The 19,193-nt window shown below is 37.1% G+C and carries 15 protein-coding genes; 9 read left to right on the forward strand and 6 right to left on the reverse strand.

The genetic code is table 11. The features are described 5' to 3' along the window. Positions 1–14: 14 nt before the first annotated feature. Positions 15–737, reverse strand: coding sequence for a response regulator transcription factor (locus tag PVV63_RS00995; RefSeq protein WP_005774392.1), 723 nt, complete (start codon positions 735–737; stop codon positions 15–17). A gap of 386 nt (positions 738–1,123) precedes the next feature. On the opposite strand from PVV63_RS00995, the gene lysM reads away from it, so the two are divergent. Further along, the gene (gene lysM / locus PVV63_RS01000; RefSeq protein ID WP_273790230.1) at positions 1,124–1,579 is read left to right on the forward strand and encodes a peptidoglycan-binding protein LysM; all 456 of its coding nucleotides are present in this window, start codon (positions 1,124–1,126) and stop codon (positions 1,577–1,579) included. A 120-nt stretch (positions 1,580–1,699) separates the two neighbouring features. Here the strand turns inward: lysM and PVV63_RS01005 are convergent, their stop codons facing one another. Next, a complete protein-coding gene (locus tag PVV63_RS01005; RefSeq protein WP_273790231.1) occupies positions 1,700–2,254 on the reverse strand; it encodes a copper chaperone PCu(A)C in 555 nt (184 codons plus the stop codon). A 471-nt stretch (positions 2,255–2,725) separates the two neighbouring features. On the opposite strand from PVV63_RS01005, the gene PVV63_RS01010 reads away from it, so the two are divergent. From PVV63_RS01010 to lepA, 6 genes are all read left to right on the forward strand, one after another. Next, complete coding sequence (locus tag PVV63_RS01010) at positions 2,726–2,902, forward strand: hypothetical protein (RefSeq protein ID WP_273790232.1); 177 nt, start codon at positions 2,726–2,728, stop codon at positions 2,900–2,902. Between the two features lie 319 nt (positions 2,903–3,221). Continuing rightward, positions 3,222–5,114: a molecular chaperone DnaK gene (dnaK, locus tag PVV63_RS01015; protein ID WP_273790233.1), complete on the forward strand. Its 1,893-nt coding sequence runs from the start codon at positions 3,222–3,224 to the stop codon at positions 5,112–5,114. 158 nt (positions 5,115–5,272) lie between these two features. Then, positions 5,273–6,415, forward strand: coding sequence for a molecular chaperone DnaJ (gene dnaJ, locus PVV63_RS01020; protein ID WP_273790234.1), 1,143 nt, complete (start codon positions 5,273–5,275; stop codon positions 6,413–6,415). A gap of 1,727 nt (positions 6,416–8,142) precedes the next feature. Further along, the gene (argB, locus tag PVV63_RS01030; RefSeq protein WP_273790235.1) at positions 8,143–9,048 is read left to right on the forward strand and encodes an acetylglutamate kinase; all 906 of its coding nucleotides are present in this window, start codon (positions 8,143–8,145) and stop codon (positions 9,046–9,048) included. A 32-nt stretch (positions 9,049–9,080) separates the two neighbouring features. Then, positions 9,081–9,995 (forward strand): DMT family transporter, encoded by a 915-nt coding sequence (locus PVV63_RS01035; RefSeq protein ID WP_273790236.1) that lies wholly within the window; start codon positions 9,081–9,083, stop codon positions 9,993–9,995. Between the two features lie 1,434 nt (positions 9,996–11,429). Then, entirely contained in the window at positions 11,430–13,235 is a 1,806-nt protein-coding gene (gene lepA, locus PVV63_RS01040) for a translation elongation factor 4 (RefSeq protein ID WP_273790237.1), read from the forward strand. Positions 13,236–13,752: 517 nt separating this feature from the next. Here the strand turns inward: lepA and dapD are convergent. Continuing rightward, on the reverse strand, positions 13,753–14,601 hold the full coding sequence (gene dapD, locus PVV63_RS01045) for a 2,3,4,5-tetrahydropyridine-2,6-dicarboxylate N-succinyltransferase (protein WP_273790238.1): 849 nt from the start codon (positions 14,599–14,601) through the stop codon (positions 13,753–13,755). Between the two features lie 105 nt (positions 14,602–14,706). Here dapD and PVV63_RS01050 point away from each other — a divergent pair, with 105 nt between their 5' ends. Beyond that, complete coding sequence (locus PVV63_RS01050) at positions 14,707–15,570, forward strand: LOG family protein (protein WP_273790239.1); 864 nt, start codon at positions 14,707–14,709, stop codon at positions 15,568–15,570. A 32-nt stretch (positions 15,571–15,602) separates the two neighbouring features. Here the strand turns inward: PVV63_RS01050 and truA are convergent, their stop codons facing one another. Genes truA through def form a run of 3 tightly spaced genes read right to left on the reverse strand, consistent with a single transcriptional unit; the run spans position 15,603 to position 17,813 of the window. Further along, a complete protein-coding gene (truA, locus tag PVV63_RS01055; protein ID WP_273790240.1) occupies positions 15,603–16,346 on the reverse strand; it encodes a tRNA pseudouridine(38-40) synthase TruA in 744 nt (247 codons plus the stop codon). Between the two features lies 1 nt (position 16,347). After that, a complete protein-coding gene (gene fmt, locus PVV63_RS01060) occupies positions 16,348–17,277 on the reverse strand; it encodes a methionyl-tRNA formyltransferase (protein WP_273790241.1) in 930 nt (309 codons plus the stop codon). After that, positions 17,277–17,813, reverse strand: coding sequence for a peptide deformylase (gene def / locus PVV63_RS01065; RefSeq protein ID WP_273790310.1), 537 nt, complete (start codon positions 17,811–17,813; stop codon positions 17,277–17,279). Before def ends, fmt begins: the two co-directional genes overlap by 1 nt. Before the next feature lie 96 nt (positions 17,814–17,909). Between def and PVV63_RS01070 the strand changes: the two genes are divergently transcribed. Next, positions 17,910–19,091: a DNA recombination protein RmuC gene (locus PVV63_RS01070; protein WP_273790242.1), complete on the forward strand. Its 1,182-nt coding sequence runs from the start codon at positions 17,910–17,912 to the stop codon at positions 19,089–19,091. Positions 19,092–19,193: the final 102 nt, after the last annotated feature.

Raw genomic sequence — 19,193 nt, forward strand, 5'->3', positions numbered from 1 at the left:
GCGACAAAGTAGTTTTATACCTCGTGGAAACGATAACCTACACCATAAAGTGTTTCAATCATTGCAAAATCATCATCCACTTGTTTAAACTTTTTACGCAGACGTTTAATGTGACTATCAATGGTGCGATCATCTACGTAGACTTGATCACTATAGGCAGCATCCATTAAAGCATCACGACTTTTTACAACTCCTGGTCTTTGTGCTAAGGTTTGCAGAATCAAAAATTCCGTAACGGTTAAAATAACAGGTTTATCTTTCCATGTACAGGTATGGCGTTCTTGATCCATCACAAGATCTCCACGTTTGAGAGAAGAGGTGGAAGAAGTTCCTGTAGAAAGCGGTTGGTTACGTGCATTAGAACGGCGCAAAATAGCTTTCACGCGTTCAATAAGAAGACGTTGGGAGAAAGGTTTAGTAATAAAATCATCAGCTCCCATTTTGAGACCAAATAATTCATCAATTTCATCATCTTTAGAGGTGAGAAAAATAACTGGAAGATCAGATTTTTGACGCAAACGACGCAAAAGTTCCATCCCATCCATTCGGGGCATTTTAATATCAAAAATAGCTAAGTGTGGAGGGTGAAGTGTGAGACCCTTGAGTGCAGATGCTCCATCTGTATAGCTTTCAACCCGATATCCTTCTGTCTCAAGCGCAAAAGATAAAGATGTCAAAATATTGCGATCATCATCAACAAGTACAATCGTTTGTGTGATTGTTGGTGTATCTTTCATGGTTTCTTAGACCTTTCTATTGCTGTGGTAGCAAATTACCCACACTTATTTATATGGGAGTTCATATTTTTTTTGCAAAACAAATATGATACAAATTGTAGCAAAGTAAAAAACCTTTTGTCATTACTGTAAAATCTTGTTTTGCTTTCATAATTTATAATGTTTCTATGTCTATTAAGATCCCTTCATTTGAGAGAAAATTTTCATAAAGGCTTTTTTTATCAAGGTTTATTACAAAGTTTATTATTGTATTTGTCTCATAATTGAACAGATGTAGTTTTGATTGTTGAAGTTTAGAAAATCTGCCTATGTGTTTTAAGAGCAAAGAAAAGAATGTGGCAATATATGCACAAAAATTTGTTTCTGCTACACGAAAGGAGGTCGTAATGGGATTTTTTAATTTTATTAAAACTGTAGGGGAAAAGTTAGGTATTGGGGACCATGAACCAAAAGAAAAGGATTTTAAAAGAGCATTTGATGATTTTCAACTCGGTACAGAAAAAGTCAATATTCAAGTTGAAGACGGTAAAGCTATTTTAAGCGGTGAAGTTCCAGACAGGGAAACACTTGAAAAAGCACTGCTGGTTGTTGGCAATTCACAAGGTATCTCTTCTGTAGATGTTGATCAATTAAAGGTTATAGATACAACGCCTAGAAAAACTTCTCGCTTTTATGAGGTTAAATCTGGTGATAATCTTTGGAAAATTGCTGAAGAGGTTTATGGAAAAGGGCAAGGTAATAAAAACACATTTATTTTTGAAGCCAATAAGCCAATGCTAAAATCTCCCGATAAAATTTATCCTGGACAAGTTTTACGTATTCCTGAAATTGACCATAGTTAATTCATCAAAGAGGATAATTTTTTACTGATGGCATTAAACAAAAAATAAAGGAGCGTAAAAAAATTCACGCTCCTTCATTTTATAAAGTGTGTATTTATTGTGTATTTATATAAAAGGAGCTTAGTGAACAAGAGAGGATTTAGAAGGTGATGGTACTTTCATAGCGTTTACAGAGAAATCAACATCAATGGTTCCTGCTTTCTCAAATGTCAATTTTGCGCTAATTTTATCACCTAACTTGAATGGTTTTGAAAGCCCCATAAACATAATATGATCACCGCCAGGCTTAAGCGTGATTTCTCCATTTCCCGGAATTTCAATGCCATTGTGCATTTTTTCCATTTTCATAATATCATTAACGACAGCCATAGAGTGTATCTCTGTTGTTTTTACTCCGTTTGTGGAAATAGAAACCAAACGGTCTGGGGTATTACTGTGATTAATAATGTAGAGATAACCGCTACCAACTCTTATACCTTTAGGTGTTTCTCGTGTCCAAGGATTGAGAATTTCTATGTCGCCAAGTTTATATTGCTGAGCACCTGCTGGCAGGGTTATACCAGCAAAGAGAAGAGCACACACGATATTTATGATAACCTTTTTGTATGGATATTGTGTATGGATTATATTCTTAAAGATGAGATTTGTTATTTTCTTAATAATAGATGTCATCATTGATTTACCCTCCTTCATAAGATTCATACTTTGAATATTTTTTTATTTTAGCAGAGCTTTTATTTAAAATAAAAGAAAGAAATACTAAAATGAAATTGATTTGAGTATGAGAATAAAAATCATAGAATTATTTGATTCTAAAGGAAGGCAGTAAGGTTTACAACGACAACACACCTCTCAACACTTCCGTATTCATCTCATAAATAATATTTGTAAATGGTATAAAATCTATGATGCACTACTATTTTGCTTAATAAAATATAATATAGAACAATCATCAACCACTTTACCAATTTTAATATTATAACAGCTCTTGGCATTTTAAAGCGTTTATACAGACGCATTTTTATATATTTTCAAAGTTCAAAATTATACAGTTAGGAAAAAACGCTTTAGGTGAGTTTAAAGCACAGATTTCAAATAGCAGTAAACAATGAGACCGTTAGAAGGAGAATTTTTGAAAGGGGATCGATGGATAATACCTTTACAGATGTGAGTATTAGATATGATGATTATTTTAGTCCAAGAAAAATTTATAATATTCGTGATATAAATTATTCGCCTTTTAAAAAGCTTTTACGGGAGTATGATTTTATCAATGATGAGAAGATCAAGAGCGAGAGTGCAATCGCTCTTTTATTTTTTTAATTTTTATAGAAAGATATATTTGTTGAGAATTGCAAGAAAAATATATTATGATCTCAAGTCTCTCATAAATATGGTATTTATGGGTCATTAGAGCGCCTATTTTAAAATAAATTTTTTATTTTAGAGATGTTTCTCTCATTATTCTCTTGTAGCAATAAAAGCCTGTTCTTATATACGAGGCAGCAAGGCTTGTTGCGACTTGCAGTTTATTATTATTTATGTTGCTTGAAGCAATATACGGGCTTTAGGTGTTATGAGGAGCTATCTTAAAAAGATGCTTTATGAAGGTTGAGGTAGCTTGCTGAATGGAGATTATAATATGGCAAAAGTAATTGGTATTGATTTGGGGACAACGAACTCTTGTGTGGCTGTTATGGATGGCAAAAACGCAAAAGTTATTGAAAACTCAGAAGGAGCGCGAACAACACCTTCCGTTGTTGCCTTTACTGATGGGGGGGAGCGTCTTGTTGGGCAGCCTGCTAAACGGCAGGCGGTGACAAATCCTGAAGGGACAGTTTTTGCAGTTAAACGTTTGATAGGGCGCCGTTTTGATGACCCTATGGTTGAAAAAGATAAAGCACTTGTGCCTTATAAAATTGTTAAAGGTGACAATGGTGATGCATGGGTTGAAGAAGCGGGAAAGAAATATTCTCCGTCGCAAATTTCAGCTATGATTTTGCAAAAGATGAAGGAAACAGCAGAATCTTATCTTGGTGAAAAAGTTGAACAAGCCGTTATTACGGTTCCTGCTTATTTTAATGATGCGCAACGTCAAGCTACGAAAGACGCGGGTAAAATTGCTGGACTTGAAGTTTTACGGATTATTAATGAGCCAACAGCTGCTGCTTTAGCTTATGGTTTGGACAAAAAAGACGGAAAAACAATAGCAGTTTACGATCTTGGTGGTGGTACATTTGATATTTCAGTTCTTGAAATTGGAGATGGCGTTTTTGAAGTTAAATCAACCAATGGAGATACGTTTTTAGGTGGTGAAGACTTTGATATGCGCCTAGTTGGTTATTTTGCAGATGAATTCAAAAAAGAGCAAGGAATTGATCTGAAAAATGATAAATTAGCTTTACAGCGCTTAAAAGAAGCGGCAGAAAAAGCAAAGATTGAGCTTTCTTCGTCACAGCAAACAGAAATCAATTTACCATTTATCACGGCAGATCAATCAGGTCCCAAGCACTTAACAATGAAATTGACTCGGGCAAAATTTGAATCTCTCGTTGACGATTTAGTGCAGCGTACCATCGAGCCTTGTAAAGCTGCGTTGAAAGATGCTGGATTAAAGGCTGGTGAAATTGACGAAGTTGTTTTAGTAGGTGGTATGACACGTATGCCCAAGATTCAGCAAGTCGTGCAGAGCTTCTTTGGTAAGGATCCACACAAAGGTGTTAATCCTGATGAAGTGGTCGCAATGGGTGCTGCCATCCAAGGAGGTGTATTGCAAGGCGATGTCAAAGACGTGTTGTTGCTAGATGTAACGCCTTTATCTTTGGGTATTGAAACCTTGGGTGGGGTTTTCACACGCCTTATTGAGCGCAATACCACTATCCCAACAAAAAAATCGCAAGTTTTTTCGACAGCTGATGATAATCAGAGTGCTGTGACGATTCGTGTTTTCCAAGGTGAACGGGAAATGGCAAGTGATAATAAGTTATTGGCTCAATTTGATCTTGTTGGTATTCCTCCAGCACCACGTGGTATACCTCAAATTGAAGTTACTTTTGATATCGATGCGAATGGTATTGTTAATGTTTCGGCCAAAGATAAGGGAACAGGTAAAGAGCATCAAATTCGTATTCAGGCATCAGGTGGTTTAAGTGATGCTGATATTGAAAAAATGGTAAAGGATGCAGAAGAGCACGCGGCTGAGGATAAAAAACGCCGTGAAGGTGTTGAAGCTAGAAATCAAGCGGAGGCTCTTATTCATTCAACTGAAAAGTCGCTCAATGAATATGGCGATAAAGTATCAGCTGAAGAAAAGGGACAGATTGAAACAGCAATATCTGATTTGAAATCTGCGCTTGAAGGCAGTGATACGGAAGAAGTAACAACAAAGATGCAAAAATTAGCAGAAGTCAGTATGAAGCTTGGACAGGCTATGTACGAAGCCTCACAAGCAGCGAGCGCTGACACTGAAACAGAGGCAAAGAATGATGATGTTGTTGATGCTGATTTTGAAGAAGTTAATGATAAGAAGAAATAGTGTCAGCATATGTGTTGATTAATTTATAAACCCGGCCTTTGAAATATAAGGCTGGGCTTTATTATTTGAGATAAGTTGCAACTTTGTTGCTAAAAATATAAATTAAAAGCAATATTATCCATAAAGATGGATGACAGAAAAATTATCAGGAATACATGATGAAGGTTGACTATTATGAAATTCTTGGCGTGACTCGCGAATGTGATGATAAAAAGTTGAAATCTGCTTTTCGTAAGTTGGCAATGCAATATCATCCTGATCGCAACGCGGGGGATAAAGAGGCAGAGCGAAAATTCAAAGAAATTGGCGAAGCCTATGAAGTTCTTAAAGATCCTCAGAAGCGTGCTGCTTATGATCGATTTGGCCATGCGGCCTTTGAAAATAGTGGTGGTCAAGGGGGAGCAAATCCCTTTGGCGGTTTTGCTGCTGGTGGTGGATTTGCGGATATTTTCGAAGACTTTTTTGGTGAGATTATGGGAGGGACACACCGTAAGCGTGGTGACAGTCGCGAACGTGGTGCAGATTTGAGTTATAATATGGAAGTGACTTTAGAAGAGGCATTTTCAGGAAAAACTGCAGAAATTAATATTCCTAGTTCCGTCACGTGTGATGTTTGTGAGGGATCAGGAGCGAGAAAGGGCTCTAAGCCGCAAGTTTGTGGAATATGTCATGGATCTGGTCGTGTGCGTGCAGCACAAGGTTTCTTTTCTATTGAGCGAACATGTCCTTCATGTCATGGACGTGGTGAAACTATTACGGATCCATGTCCCAAATGTCAGGGGACACGACGCATAGAGAAAAAACGTTCATTGAGCGTAAATGTTCCAGCTGGTATTGAAGATGGAACGCGTATTCGCCTTTCTGGTGAGGGTGATGCTGGTATTCGTGGTGGCCCCAATGGTGATCTTTATATTTTCCTTTCCATTAAACCGCATGAGTTTTTTCAGCGAGAAGGAGCAGATCTTCACTGTCGCGTTCCTATTTCAATGGTAACAGCTGCTTTAGGAGGAGAGTTTGAAGTTTCCGACCTTGATGGTGTTAAAGCACGCGTTAAGATTCCAGAAGGGACACAAAATGGACGTCAATTCCGCCTTAGAGGCAAAGGTATGCCCATGTTGCGCCGTCAGCAAGCAAGGGGTGATCTTTACATCCATATCACGATTGAGACACCGCAGAAATTAACGCAAGAACAACGTGAATTGTTGCAAAAATTTGAAAAGCTCTCAAATCATGAAAATTCACCGCAATCACATGGTTTTTTTTCACGTATGAAAGAATTTTTTGAAAATATTTCTGGTTAAAATATGTGAATGTTCTCAGAATAATTAGAGAGAGCTGTAGGAAAGTTATTTTCATTAAGTTTTCTATTATCTCATTGTCTTTGAAAAGCATTTTTTCTTGAAAAGAAAAGAGAGAGACAGCTAATTTAGGATAAACTCCTGCTGCTGATAGTTTTTATATTTCATGAGTTTTATGGATAAGTCTTATTTTTGAGTGTCTATGACATTTTAAAAAGGGCTTATCCATATAAGAACGCAATTGAGTGATTGATAATAAATATTGCCAGTGTCATGATAACTGCCTTTATGCATTCAGTATTTTTTGTGTTTATTTTTTCACTCAAAATTTCTTTTTAAAGGCTCTATAATAAAACTATAAAATAGGTAGCGGCTTGCCAAGAAACGCTAAATAAGCTGTTAGGCAATCCATCTTTTTCAAATAAAGTATCAACTTCTTATAACCGATTTTATTTTTGGCATTTTTCATAGTTTTAATCACTGCTTCCTTTAAAATAAGGGTTATTTTATTTGGAATAGCTTTTACATGCCTCATCTTAGCTTTTAGCCGTAATCATGTCTTTTTAGATGCGGATTTAGTTTTGTATTTCTGATGTCATAAATACTTCTTCCAGATAATAAAAAACGCTATAATCAAGTTTATTTTGTTCCAAAGAAATTGTGGAATGAGATAATGTGTGTTTAATGCTAAAGAAGACATAACAAAACACGTTTTGAGGTATTCGATGTATCTCTCTTGTAGGGAAACAGCTTCGATGGAATTCACTTAATTGAATTTATTGGCATAATAAAAAGTTGGTGGGAAGATAGAAGACGTTACCTTTAAAAAGAAAAAATAAATACAATAAAAAAATAGCACAATATGCTTAGAAAACAGCACGACATATTATTGAAATTGTTAGTGATATGGAAAGAGAAGTATACGAAATGAATCTTTTTTCATAAAATAACATAATTAAAATAATACATTAAAAGAATTAACAATTCTAAAAAACATTGAATAATTCAAGCATGTATTGCTATGCAGAAAGAAAAACTTAATGACCGATCATGAAAAATGAGAAGTTTTATAAAACCTTACGAAGAGAGTAATCTAAACAATTAAATGCTTTTACGAAGATGCTTTTGAAGAGCTATCACAATATATGGATAATGTTGCAAAGCCTTTTTTCGATTTTACGATATAAAAAGATAAATTATTATTATAAATCAACTTATTATGATTCTCCATGAGGAGCGTTCAATCGACATTTCCTCATGTTTAATGATTGAGAAAAAGTCAAATTTTTAAAACCAAAGTTATAGTTTATTGGGATAAGCTATAAAGCAGTTGAGTGATTTCTTAATCTTGGGAATATGTTAATTTTATTATTATAAGAAACTTTATTTTTATCTTATAAAATCAATGGTTGTATATATTCCTATTCATTGTTAAGTATCCGTAGGGATAAACTAATGAGTTGAATGTGCAGCGTAGCTTCAAAATTTTGCTTTTCAATTTTATATATAAGATCATAAAATAATGACGTTTTTTACGCCTATTTTGTTTAATTTTTCGCTGTCAATTTTTAAAGGAAGTTTTTGTATTTCATTTCGCTATTCCTTTTTCGTAATTTAGAGGAAAATTGACGATTTTCAGGGGGGTGGATAGAGTAAAGTTTGGTTTTATTGTTTTCACTTTTCCTAAATTTCATTAAGAGATGGTAAAAAGTGATGAGGAGGCTCTATTGATGGATGATGCTAAAAACGGTGATGTAGATGTTTTGGAAAAACAAGCAGCATTTTTATCGTCTGCTTTACCCTATATGCAAAAATATGAAAATGAAACGGTCGTGGTAAAATATGGCGGCCATGCTATGGGTGATCCTGCTTTGGGGCGAGCATTTGCGCGTGATATTGCTCTATTAAAGCAATCGGGGATTAATCCTGTTGTTGTTCATGGTGGTGGGCCTCAAATTGCTGAAATTTTAATGAAAATGGGGATTGAATCGCGATTTGAAAACGGATTACGGGTAACCGATGAGCGGATCGTTGAAGTGGTTGAAATGGTTTTAGCGGGTTCCATAAATAAAGAAATTGTTGCTCTCATCAATGCTGAGGGAGAATGGGCAATAGGATTATGCGGCAAGGATGGCAATATGGTTTTTGCCGAAAAGGCTTATAAAACTGTCATTGATCCTGATTCGCATATTGAACGTGTTTTAGATTTGGGGTTTGTTGGTGAGCCTGTTGAAGTTGACCGCACATTGCTAGATCTTTTAGCATGTTCTGAAATGATACCGGTTCTTGCTCCTGTGGCTCCAGGACGCGATGGTAAAACTTATAATATTAATGCTGATATTTTTGCTGGAGCTATTGCTGGTGCATTAGAGGCTAAACGCCTTTTATTTCTCACTGATGTTCCTGGTGTTTTGGATAACCAGGGTAAACTTTTAAAAGAATTGACAGTTTCTGAAGCTGAGAAATTTATTAAAAATGGGACAATTTCAGGAGGCATGATTCCAAAAGTAGAGACTTGTATAAAAGCCCTTCAAAATGGCGTGGAAGGTGTTGTCATTTTAAATGGTAAAACTCCTCATTCTGTTTTACTAGAGCTGTTTACCGAACAGGGAGTTGGAACGCTTATTGTTTCATAAATTGTGGGGAAAATTGGAAGAGAAAGTTTTTCATGGTGAATCTAAAACAGTTTAAATATCCTTTATTAAGTAAGCCAGAATTGGCAATATTTACTGCGACAATATTGTGGGGCGTTACATTTTTAGTCATTCACATTGCGGTACGCTATAGTGGTCCTCTGTTTTTTGTTGGATTTCGTTTTATTGTTGCATCTCTTATATGTGGGGTAATTTTTTGGCGCTCTATAAAAGGTATAACTGTTTATGAAGTTTTCGCTGGGATGGCGATAGGTTTAGCCATGTTTTTTGGTTATGCTTTTCAAGCAGCTGGACTTCAAACAATTATTAGTAGTCAGTCAGCTTTTATCACAGCGCTTTATGTACCGATGGTTCCAATCTTGCAATGGATTGTTTTTAAAAAACCTCCCCGTTTAGCTTGTTGGATTGGTATTATTTTCGCTTTTATTGGGCTTGTATTTATTTCAGGACAAAAGCCGGGAAATTTTGATTTTTCAAAAGGCGAAATTTTAACTTTGTTAGGCGCTTTAGCGATTGCTGGAGAAGTCATACTCATCGGAATTTTTGCGAACAAGGTTGATAGTCGGCGTGTAACCATTATTCAGTTATTTTTTAGTGGTTTTTTTTCATTTGCTTGTATGCCTTTGATGGGTGAAAGCATCCCTGAATTTTCGTGGGTGTGGTTTAATATTGGTATAGGATTGGCATTAATGAGTGCCATCATTCAATTAGCTATGAATTGGGCACAAAAGTCTATTTCCCCTACGCGTGCGACACTCATTTACGCAGGTGAACCGGTATGGGCTGGTATTGTTGGGCGTTTGGCTGGCGAACATTTATCTCCCTTAGCTTTATTGGGCGGTTTGCTTATTCTGATTGGGATAATTGTGGCTGAATTACAACCTTCACAATGGCGTAAAAAAAATAAAGCAATTAAAAAAATTGATTAGCTATACATTTTTTTATTATGATTTTATTGCATGAGATTTTTGCTTGTAGAGTTTTCATTTTTGAAGCTTTTTTAATATTAAGATGATTAAGAAGTTCTATAAGTTATTCCAGCTTTTTCATGCCAAATTGGAGAAATAGTATGCTTCTATCTGTTTGCCTAACTTCTGAAACGGGAAGACAACCTTTATTGAGCCAAAGCATGAGGTGATATAAAGGTAAAAATTAACGCTCATCTTTACGATCATGTTTAAATTTGGCTTTAACAACTTTCAAAAACATCTACGGTAATGTTTTTGAATAATGAGAATTACGCACTGTCGCACGTTATTTCTTTTGTCCTTTAATAGAGTTACGCTTCTCATGCAAAATAGAACGCCCAAAGTATCCCCATAACAAAGCGTTTTTTAAAAGATAATTTTCTCAATATACATCATATTCATTGACAGTCCGCATGAAGTATAGAAAAACCACAGAGCATCATCATTTTACTTAAAATAAAGGGCACTAGCATTTTCTTTATCAGTTCTCAATATTATGATAGCCTTTGGCATTTGAAAGAGAGAGGCATTTTTACTCATTTCTTAAACGTTTTTATCCATACACTAGCTCTGTTTTATAATGGGGAAGCAAAAAATTTATTGATTCATTATGAGAAGATTTAAAATGAGAGAGGCTCGCGATATTCAGAGTTTTAATTTAAATCGCAAAACAATAAACGATCATTATAAATCAATGTGTTATCCAATGAATCGAAGAGGATTGGTGTGCTTTATGTTTAATGGAGGAAGGAAGGAGTTATATAAAAACATGACTCAATAGAGCATATTTCTAAAGTTTTAAAAATTGAGAAGAAACTCCCTCGATATTCATGTTATCTTATATAAGATTGCTAAAAAAGAAGATTATTGCATACAAATAAAAAAGCATTTCTTGCGAATTTATTGCAAGCCTAAATGATATACACGCCCATCATATAAATATGATAATACATTGATTTATAACTATAATATAGCATTATTCACATTGAGTTAGAACCCTGAATACTGTAAAATTTTCTCACTTCAAATCATTTTCATGTTAAATCAATCCAAATCACTTGCTTACACATCACAAGTGGGTGGGGGGCATGTGGGTAAAGACTGTACAAGAAAGGCATATCTCTTATAAACTTTTTCAAGTGTAAAGGATCGTCGTAATATTGGAGGCTGGCAAAGTGTGTGATGGTGCCGGCTTACTACAGCATATGAGTTATCAAATAAGATGTGAAAGAATCATTTTAGCACCCTTGGATTTAATTTAGCAAACAAAAGCCTCATTTTTTAGGCTATAAAAAGTTGTGTTTTGAGAAGCTTTTTAGGTTTATATTATTTTGATAGAAGCCGGAACATAATTGGTCTTTGCGTTTTGTATTATTCTTTGCTAAATCGCCTTATATGACAATAGATCGTAATTATATTCGTAATTTTTCCATCGTGGCGCATATTGATCACGGCAAATCAACTTTAGCTGATCGTTTGATTCAAATAACAGGTGGGCTTGATACACGTGAGATGAAAGAACAAGTACTCGATTCCATGGATATTGAGCGTGAACGTGGAATTACTATTAAAGCACAAACGGTACGTTTACACTATAAGGCAAAGAATGGTGAAACCTATATTTTAAATCTTATGGATACACCTGGTCATGTGGATTTTGCTTATGAGGTTTCGCGTTCATTGGCAGCTTGTGAAGGTTCTCTGTTGGTGGTGGATGCAAGCCAAGGCGTAGAGGCGCAGACGTTAGCAAATGTTTATCAAGCCATTGATAATTCCCATGAGTTGGTTGTTGTGCTCAATAAAGTTGATCTGCCAGCAGCAGAACCTGAGCGTGTTAAAGAACAAATTGAAGATGTGATAGGCATTGATACATCTCAAGCAGTAGAAATATCAGCAAAAACAGGCTTAGGTGTTCCTGATGTTTTGGAGGCAATTGTTACACAATTACCACCTCCCCATACAGGCGATGTTGCAAATCCCTTGAAAGCAATGTTGGTTGATAGCTGGTATGATGCATATCTTGGTGTCATTGTTTTGGTACGGGTGATAGATGGTATTTTAAAAAAAGGTCAAACCATTCGTATGATGGGTACAGGAGCAAAATATCCAGTTGAGCGCGTTGGGGTTTTTACACCTAAAATGGTACAGGTTGATGAGTTAGGACCAGGCGAGATTGGTTTTATCACTGCCTCTATCAAAGAGGTAGCAGATACACGGGTTGGGGATACGATTACTGAAGAGCGTCGTCCTTGTGAAAATGCTTTGCCTGGTTTTAAGCCGGCGCAACCAGTTGTCTTTTGTGGTCTTTTTCCAGTTGATGCTGCAGATTTTGATGATTTGCGTGCAGCCATGGGCAAATTACGCTTAAATGATGCGAGTTTTTCTTTTGAAATGGAAACATCTGCGGCTTTGGGATTTGGTTTTCGCTGTGGCTTTTTGGGACTTCTTCATCTTGAAATTATTCAAGAGCGATTAGAGCGTGAGTTTAATTTGGATTTAATCGCGACAGCACCTTCGGTTGTGTATCGCATGAATATGAATGATGGTTCTGTTAAAGAGTTGCATAATCCAGCGGATATGCCTGATGTGGTTAAAATTTCTTCCATTGAAGAACCATGGATTCGGGCGACAATCATGACTCCTGATAATTATCTTGGGTCAATTTTAGAACTATGCCAAGAGCGGCGGGGGGTACAGGTTGGTTTGTCTTATGTTGGAACCCGTGCTATGGTAACGTATGATTTACCACTGAATGAAGTTGTTTTTGATTTTTATGATCGGCTAAAGTCAATCTCAAAGGGTTATGCTTCTTTTGATTATCAGATGACCGATTATGCGGAGGGGGATTTAGTTAAAATGTCTATTTTGGTGAATGGAGAGCCTATTGATGCATTATCGATGCTTGTTCACCGCACGATTGCAGAAAAGCGCGGGCGTTCCATGTGTGAAAAACTGAAAGATCTTATTCCCCAGCATATGTTTCAGATTCCAGTTCAAGCGGCTATTGGTGGTAAAGTTATAGCGCGCGAAACGATTCGTGCTTTGCGTAAAGATGTAACAGCGAAATGTTACGGGGGTGATGTTACGCGTAAGCGCAAACTTTTGGAAAAGCAAAAAGAAGGCAAAAAGCGGATGCGCCAATTTGGAAAAGTAGAAATTCCACAATCAGCATTTATTCAAGCGCTCAAAATGAACAAATAATGAAAAAAGGAGTATTTTCTCTCATTGATTGCGCTTTTGCTTTTGTCGATTGGTTCAGGTGTTTAAAGGACACTTTAAATGGAATTGCGCCGTGCTTCATGTTTTTGTGTATTGCGTAAAGGTGTCACTTTCTCATGTAAAACAGAATGCTTTAAACAAAATGCGTTTGTGTTGCATATTTGTGCACGTATTTTAATAAATATCTCTCAATACACTCGACCTCATTTCACGATAGCGTGCGTAGAAAGTATAACGGTAAAGCTTCCGTGAATGACATAAAACTCATAACCATATTTATTGTCATAAAGACACATGGTGCTTGAGAAAATTCATTAAAGACATTTTTATTCTTTTTTTAAAGTGCTTCTTACCCATACACCAACAGTGTTTATGAGACGAGCAGGAAATGATAGTGATTGATTCACTATGAAAGGATTTGAAATGAGAGAATCCTTGTATTCGAGGTTATTATTCAAGTTAAAAAACGATGAAATATTATTATGCATTAATCTTGTGTCTAAGAACGTAAAAGATCATTAATGGATGTTTTTTCTCGTGTTTTTTGATCAACACGTTTTACAATAACAGCACAATAAAGGCTAGGTCCTGCTTCACCATTTGGTAAAGGTTTTCCAGGGAGAGAACCTGGTACAACCACTGAATAGGCTGGTACTTCACCAATAAAAATTTCACCTGTTGTACGATCAATAATCTTTGTTGATTTTCCAATAAAGACTCCCATTCCCAAAACAGCACCTTCACGGATAATACAGCCTTCAACAATTTCAGAGCGAGCACCGATAAAGCAATGATCTTCAATGATTGTTGGATTTGCTTGCAGTGGTTCCAAAACACCTCCAATACCAACACCGCCAGAAAGATGGACATGTTTACCAATTTGTGCACAAGAACCAACGGTGGTCCATGTATCAACCATTGTGCCCTCATCGATAAAAGCACCAAGATTGACAAAGGATGGCATCAATATAACATTGGGTGCAATGTAAGCAGAATGACGTACAATGGCTCCAGGAACGGAACGGAAATCAGCATTTTTAAAATCTGCTTCTTGCCAACCAGAGAATTTTGAAGGAACTTTATCCCACCAATGTGTTCCATTGATTCCACCAGTAATAAGTTGCATAGGATTAAGCCGAAAAGAGAGCAAAACCGCTTTTTTCAACCATTGATGAACATGCCATTGTCCATTTTTTTGTCGTTCTGCAACACGGATTTCACCTTTATCAAGAAGGTTCAATGCATGTTCGACACTCTCACGGATTTCGCCTTTTGTGGTAGTATCGATAGAATCGCGATCGTCAAAAGCTTGTTCGATAATAATTTCAAGTTGTGTGGTATGGGTCATGACGAGAGTTCCGTTAAACAAGTTGAAGCTTCAAGATTTATTCTCTATGAACTACGCGAAGAAAAGTGTTCAGTCAATAAAACGATGAAGAAGTAGGACAAGTGCATGAAAAAAAATTGTAAAGAAAAAAGAAAAGCAGAGCAAGAAAACTGGACACCACTTCTCCATACGAAGGATGCTCTACAGCAAATACATAAAATCTCTAATTCAGCACAAATGCGTTCGTCTACTTATCGTTTAGCCTATATCGATCAAGATTTTATGATGCGTCCAGAGCTGCGCTCACAACGTATTGGTCTTGAATTTTTAAAGCCGGAAATAACCCTTAAAGAATATGATATTCAATCAACAGTTGTTTTGTTTGGTGGCGCGCGTATTCCTGAACCTGGGCAAGCAGCGTGGGCTGCAAAAAATGAAATACAAAAGAAAAATTTGCATGCTATGTCACATTATTACGATGAAGCAAGAGAGTTTGCGCGTTTGTGCTCACTTTATTCTGCTACGACAGAATATCGTGAATTTGTGGTTGTTACGGGGGGCGGACCAGGAATCATGGAGGCGGGAAATCGTGGTGCTTGTGATGTTGGTGCCCCAACGATTGGCTTGAATATTATTTTACCACATGAGCAAGAGCCTAATTCCTATGTGTCGCCGCATTTGTGTTTCAATTTTCATTATTTGGGGATGCGCAAAATGCATTTTTTAGTACGAGCGAAAGCATTAGTTGTTTTTCCTGGAGGATTTGGGACTCTGGATGAACTGTTTGAGACGTTAACTTTAGTACAGACGGGGCGTATGAAACAGGTACCAATTTTATTGTTTGGCAAAGAATTTTGGAGCAATACTATCAATTTTGAGTATCTGTCTGAACAAGGTACAATTTCTCCTACTGATGTTAATTATATGAAATTTGTCAATACAGCAGCAGAAGCTTTTGAAGAAATTCGTTCTTTTTATAAACTGCCTTAACGACTTTTAAGACGTTCATTCTTGAAGGATAATTAGTACTCTACTTTGGTTAAATAAAGTCCTGAAGGAGGAGCAACAACACCACAACGTTTACGATCTTTAGCATGAAGAGCTGCTTCGAGGTCTTGAGCTGTCCAACGTCCAATACCCACTTCCATGAGGCTTCCTGCGAATGAACGGATTTGATGATGAAGAAAAGAACGAGCTTGCGCATAAAGGAAAATTTCTTCACCTTCTCTTTGAATATCAAGGCGTTCAAGGGTGCGAATAGGGCTTTTGGCTTGGCAATGTGCTGAACGGAAAGTGGTAAAATCATGTTTTCCTACAAGCTTTTGAGCAGCTTCATGCATGGCTTCAGCATTAAGAGGCTTTGGCAACCACCACACGCGTTTGGCATTTAAGGCTGGTGGAGAGCGACGATTAAGTATTTTAAAAAGATAATGGCGTTTGGTTGCGGAAAATCGTGCATCAAAGTCATCAGGGACATTTTGTACGTTTAAGACTGAAATCGCTTCTCCTTGTTTACGTAAAAGAGCATTGAGCGCATCACGTACAGTATGGGGATGCCAGTTTTTTATGAAATCAACATGCGCAACTTGTCCCGTAGCGTGTACGCCCGCATCGGTTCTTCCTGCTGTTGTTATGGTCAATTGTTGTCCACTAAAGGAAAAGAGCGCCTGTTCAAGAGCTCCTTGTATAGTGAGAAGTTTTGCTTGACGCTGCCAACCAGCATAATTTGAGCCATCATATTCAAGAGTGAGTTTAAAACGTGGCATCTTAAAAAACAGCAGAAATATGAGCGCCTCGCAAAAAGGCTGCGCTTTCAAGGACTTTACCGCCAGATCTTTGGAGAGAGGTTATTTCTATCCGTCCTTGCCCACAATGGATAATCAAAGAATCTGGTTCTATCCGTCCAATTTCAAGAGAAGGACCTGTTGTTAAACGACTATCAAGAATTTTTACACGTTCTTCTCGTCCACCGATATTCATATTGCACCAGCAACTAGGAGAGGGAGAGAGCGCGCGAATATGCCTATGAATAAACTCTGCTGGTTTTGTCCAATCAATGCGGGTTTCTTCTTTTCTAATTTTGGCGGCATAGGTGATGCCTTCTTCTGATTGTGGGGTCAGTTTAAGTCGTCCTTTTTCAAGAGTGGATAAAGTCTCTACCATAAGTTCTGCGCCAATATGTGAAAGTCTGTTTGAAAGCTCAGCAGTGGTGGTGTTATCAGTAATGGGGATGGAGCGAGAAAGAGCGATAGGCCCCGTATCAAGTCCTTCATCCATTTTCATGATCATGATACCTGTTTCTTTATCACCAGCCATAATTGCTCGTTGAATAGGCGCAGCACCACGCCAACGTGGTAAGAGTGAAGCGTGGGCATTAAAACAACCAAAACGCGGCGTTTCGAGAATAGCTTTGGGTAAAAGGAGTCCATAAGCCACCACAATAGCAGCATCAACAGAAAGTGCTGCAAATTGCTCCTGTTGTTCGATTGTTTTAAGTGTTTGAGGTGTAAAGATGGGTATAGATTTCTCTTTTGCTACGGTGTGAACAGCGGAGGGGATTAATTTAAGCCCTCGACGTCCTGCTGGGCGAGGGGGTTGACTATAAACAGCAACAACATCATGACCTGCATCCAGTAAAGCATGTAAAATAGGAACAGAAAAATCTGGTGTTCCCATAAAACTTAATCGTAAAGCCATTACAAAACTGCTTCCTGCATGTTTTTTTCTTTTGCGCGTTTTTTAAATTTTCGTATCACCATATCGCGTTTGATCTTTGAAATGTAATCAATAAAAAGGCGCCCATCTAAATGATCAATTTCATGCTGCAAGCAAGTTGCTAAGAGATCGTCTGCTTCAATTTCTGTTTGTTTTCCTTCACGGTTCTGATAGCGAACACGAAGGCGTTTAGGACGTTCAACCTCTGCAAAATAATCAGGAATAGAAAGACAACCTTCTTTGTAAATATTACGCTCATCTGAAAGCCATAAAATTTCAGGGTTGATAATAACAAGTGGTTTTTTCTGCTCATCTTCAGAATTTCCAGAGACATCTATAACCAACATACGTAGCGGTATACCAATTTGAATAGCAGCAAGACCAACGCCCTTAGCATTATACATGGTTTCCAACATGTCATCTGCAAGTTTTTGGAGAGATGAATCGACCTGCTCAACAGGTTTGGACACTTCCCGTAAAATCGGATCAGGTAAAGTAATTAAAGATCTCATTGGCATAGGCATAAGTAGAGATTAATCAATGGTTTGTTATTGGTCAATATTGAATAACGGATTCTTGCGTTTTTTTACAATAAGAGCGTTATATTACAATTTATGTTTGATTCGTTTTTTTCCATACTCGCTGGTGATTTTTTTTCTAAACTAGTGCTTTTGCTTTTATTTATACTTGTCTGTTTGGCATTTTTTATGTTGATACATTCTCATCGAAAAAAAGCATTTTTGGAAAATGAAATTGCTGAACGCGCACGTGAGGCACAAATGCAGATGGCTACCTTGCTGAAAACACAAGCTGAAATGCAAGGGCGAATGCAAACGATGGCGGAAATTTTTGGTCAACGGCAGGCTGAATTGAATAAATCACTCAGTGAGCAACTCAATGGGATGACAACAAGCTTAGGCCAAACACTTCAGGTACAGACTAAATCCACTTATGAAAATTTGAATCGTTTGCAAGAGCGTTTAGCAGTGATTGATGCGGCACAAAATAATATTCAATCGCTTACGGGACAAGTTGTTCAGTTACAGTCTATTTTAAGCAATAAGCAGACACGTGGTACTTTCGGTCAGGGGCGGATGGAAGCAATTATTGCTGATGCCTTACCAACAAACGCTTATGCTTTTCAGGCCGTTCTTTCTAATGGAAAGCGCCCAGATTGTCTCATTCATATGCCCAATAAAGCCCCTTCTCTTGTTGTTGATGCTAAATTCCCTCTGGAGGCTTGGAATGCTATGCGTAAGGCAGAATCAGCGCAAGAGCGTCAAGAAGCAGAACGCCAATTTCGTACCAATATGGAAGTCCATATTCGTGATATTGCACAAAAATATTTGATTCCTGGAGAAACTCATGACACTGCTTTCCTTTTCGTGCCATCTGAATCGATTTTTGCAACAATTTATGAGGACTTTGAGGCATTGGTACAAAAATCCAATAGAGCTCATGTGATTATTGTTTCACCATCTTTGTTGATGCTCTCTGTCCAAGTGGTACAAACCATTATGAAAGATGCGCGGATGCGTGAACAAGCGCATTTAATTCAATCAGAAGTAGCAAAATTGATGGAAGATTTTGGACGAATGGATATGCGTGTTCGCGCATTACAGAAGCACTTTCACAAAGCAGGTGAAGATATAGAGGGAATTTTGATATCGTCCTCCAAAATTATGAAACGGGCAAATCGCATTGAAACTGTTGAATTAAAAGAAAATTACTCTGAACCAACAAAAATGACAACATTAGCTCAGTCGCAAACATTGCGTTTTGCTGATGAGGAATAAAGCAAAGCAAGCTTCTTAAATATCACAAGTTAGATCATGTTCTTTATTGATTGGTAATCATTTTTTAGTACCTCTATCTTGTTTTATTTCTTAAACGAGAGG

It is taken from the genome of Bartonella sp. CM31XJBT (assembly GCF_028618555.1).
Taxonomy (GTDB): Bacteria; Pseudomonadota; Alphaproteobacteria; order Rhizobiales; family Rhizobiaceae; genus Bartonella.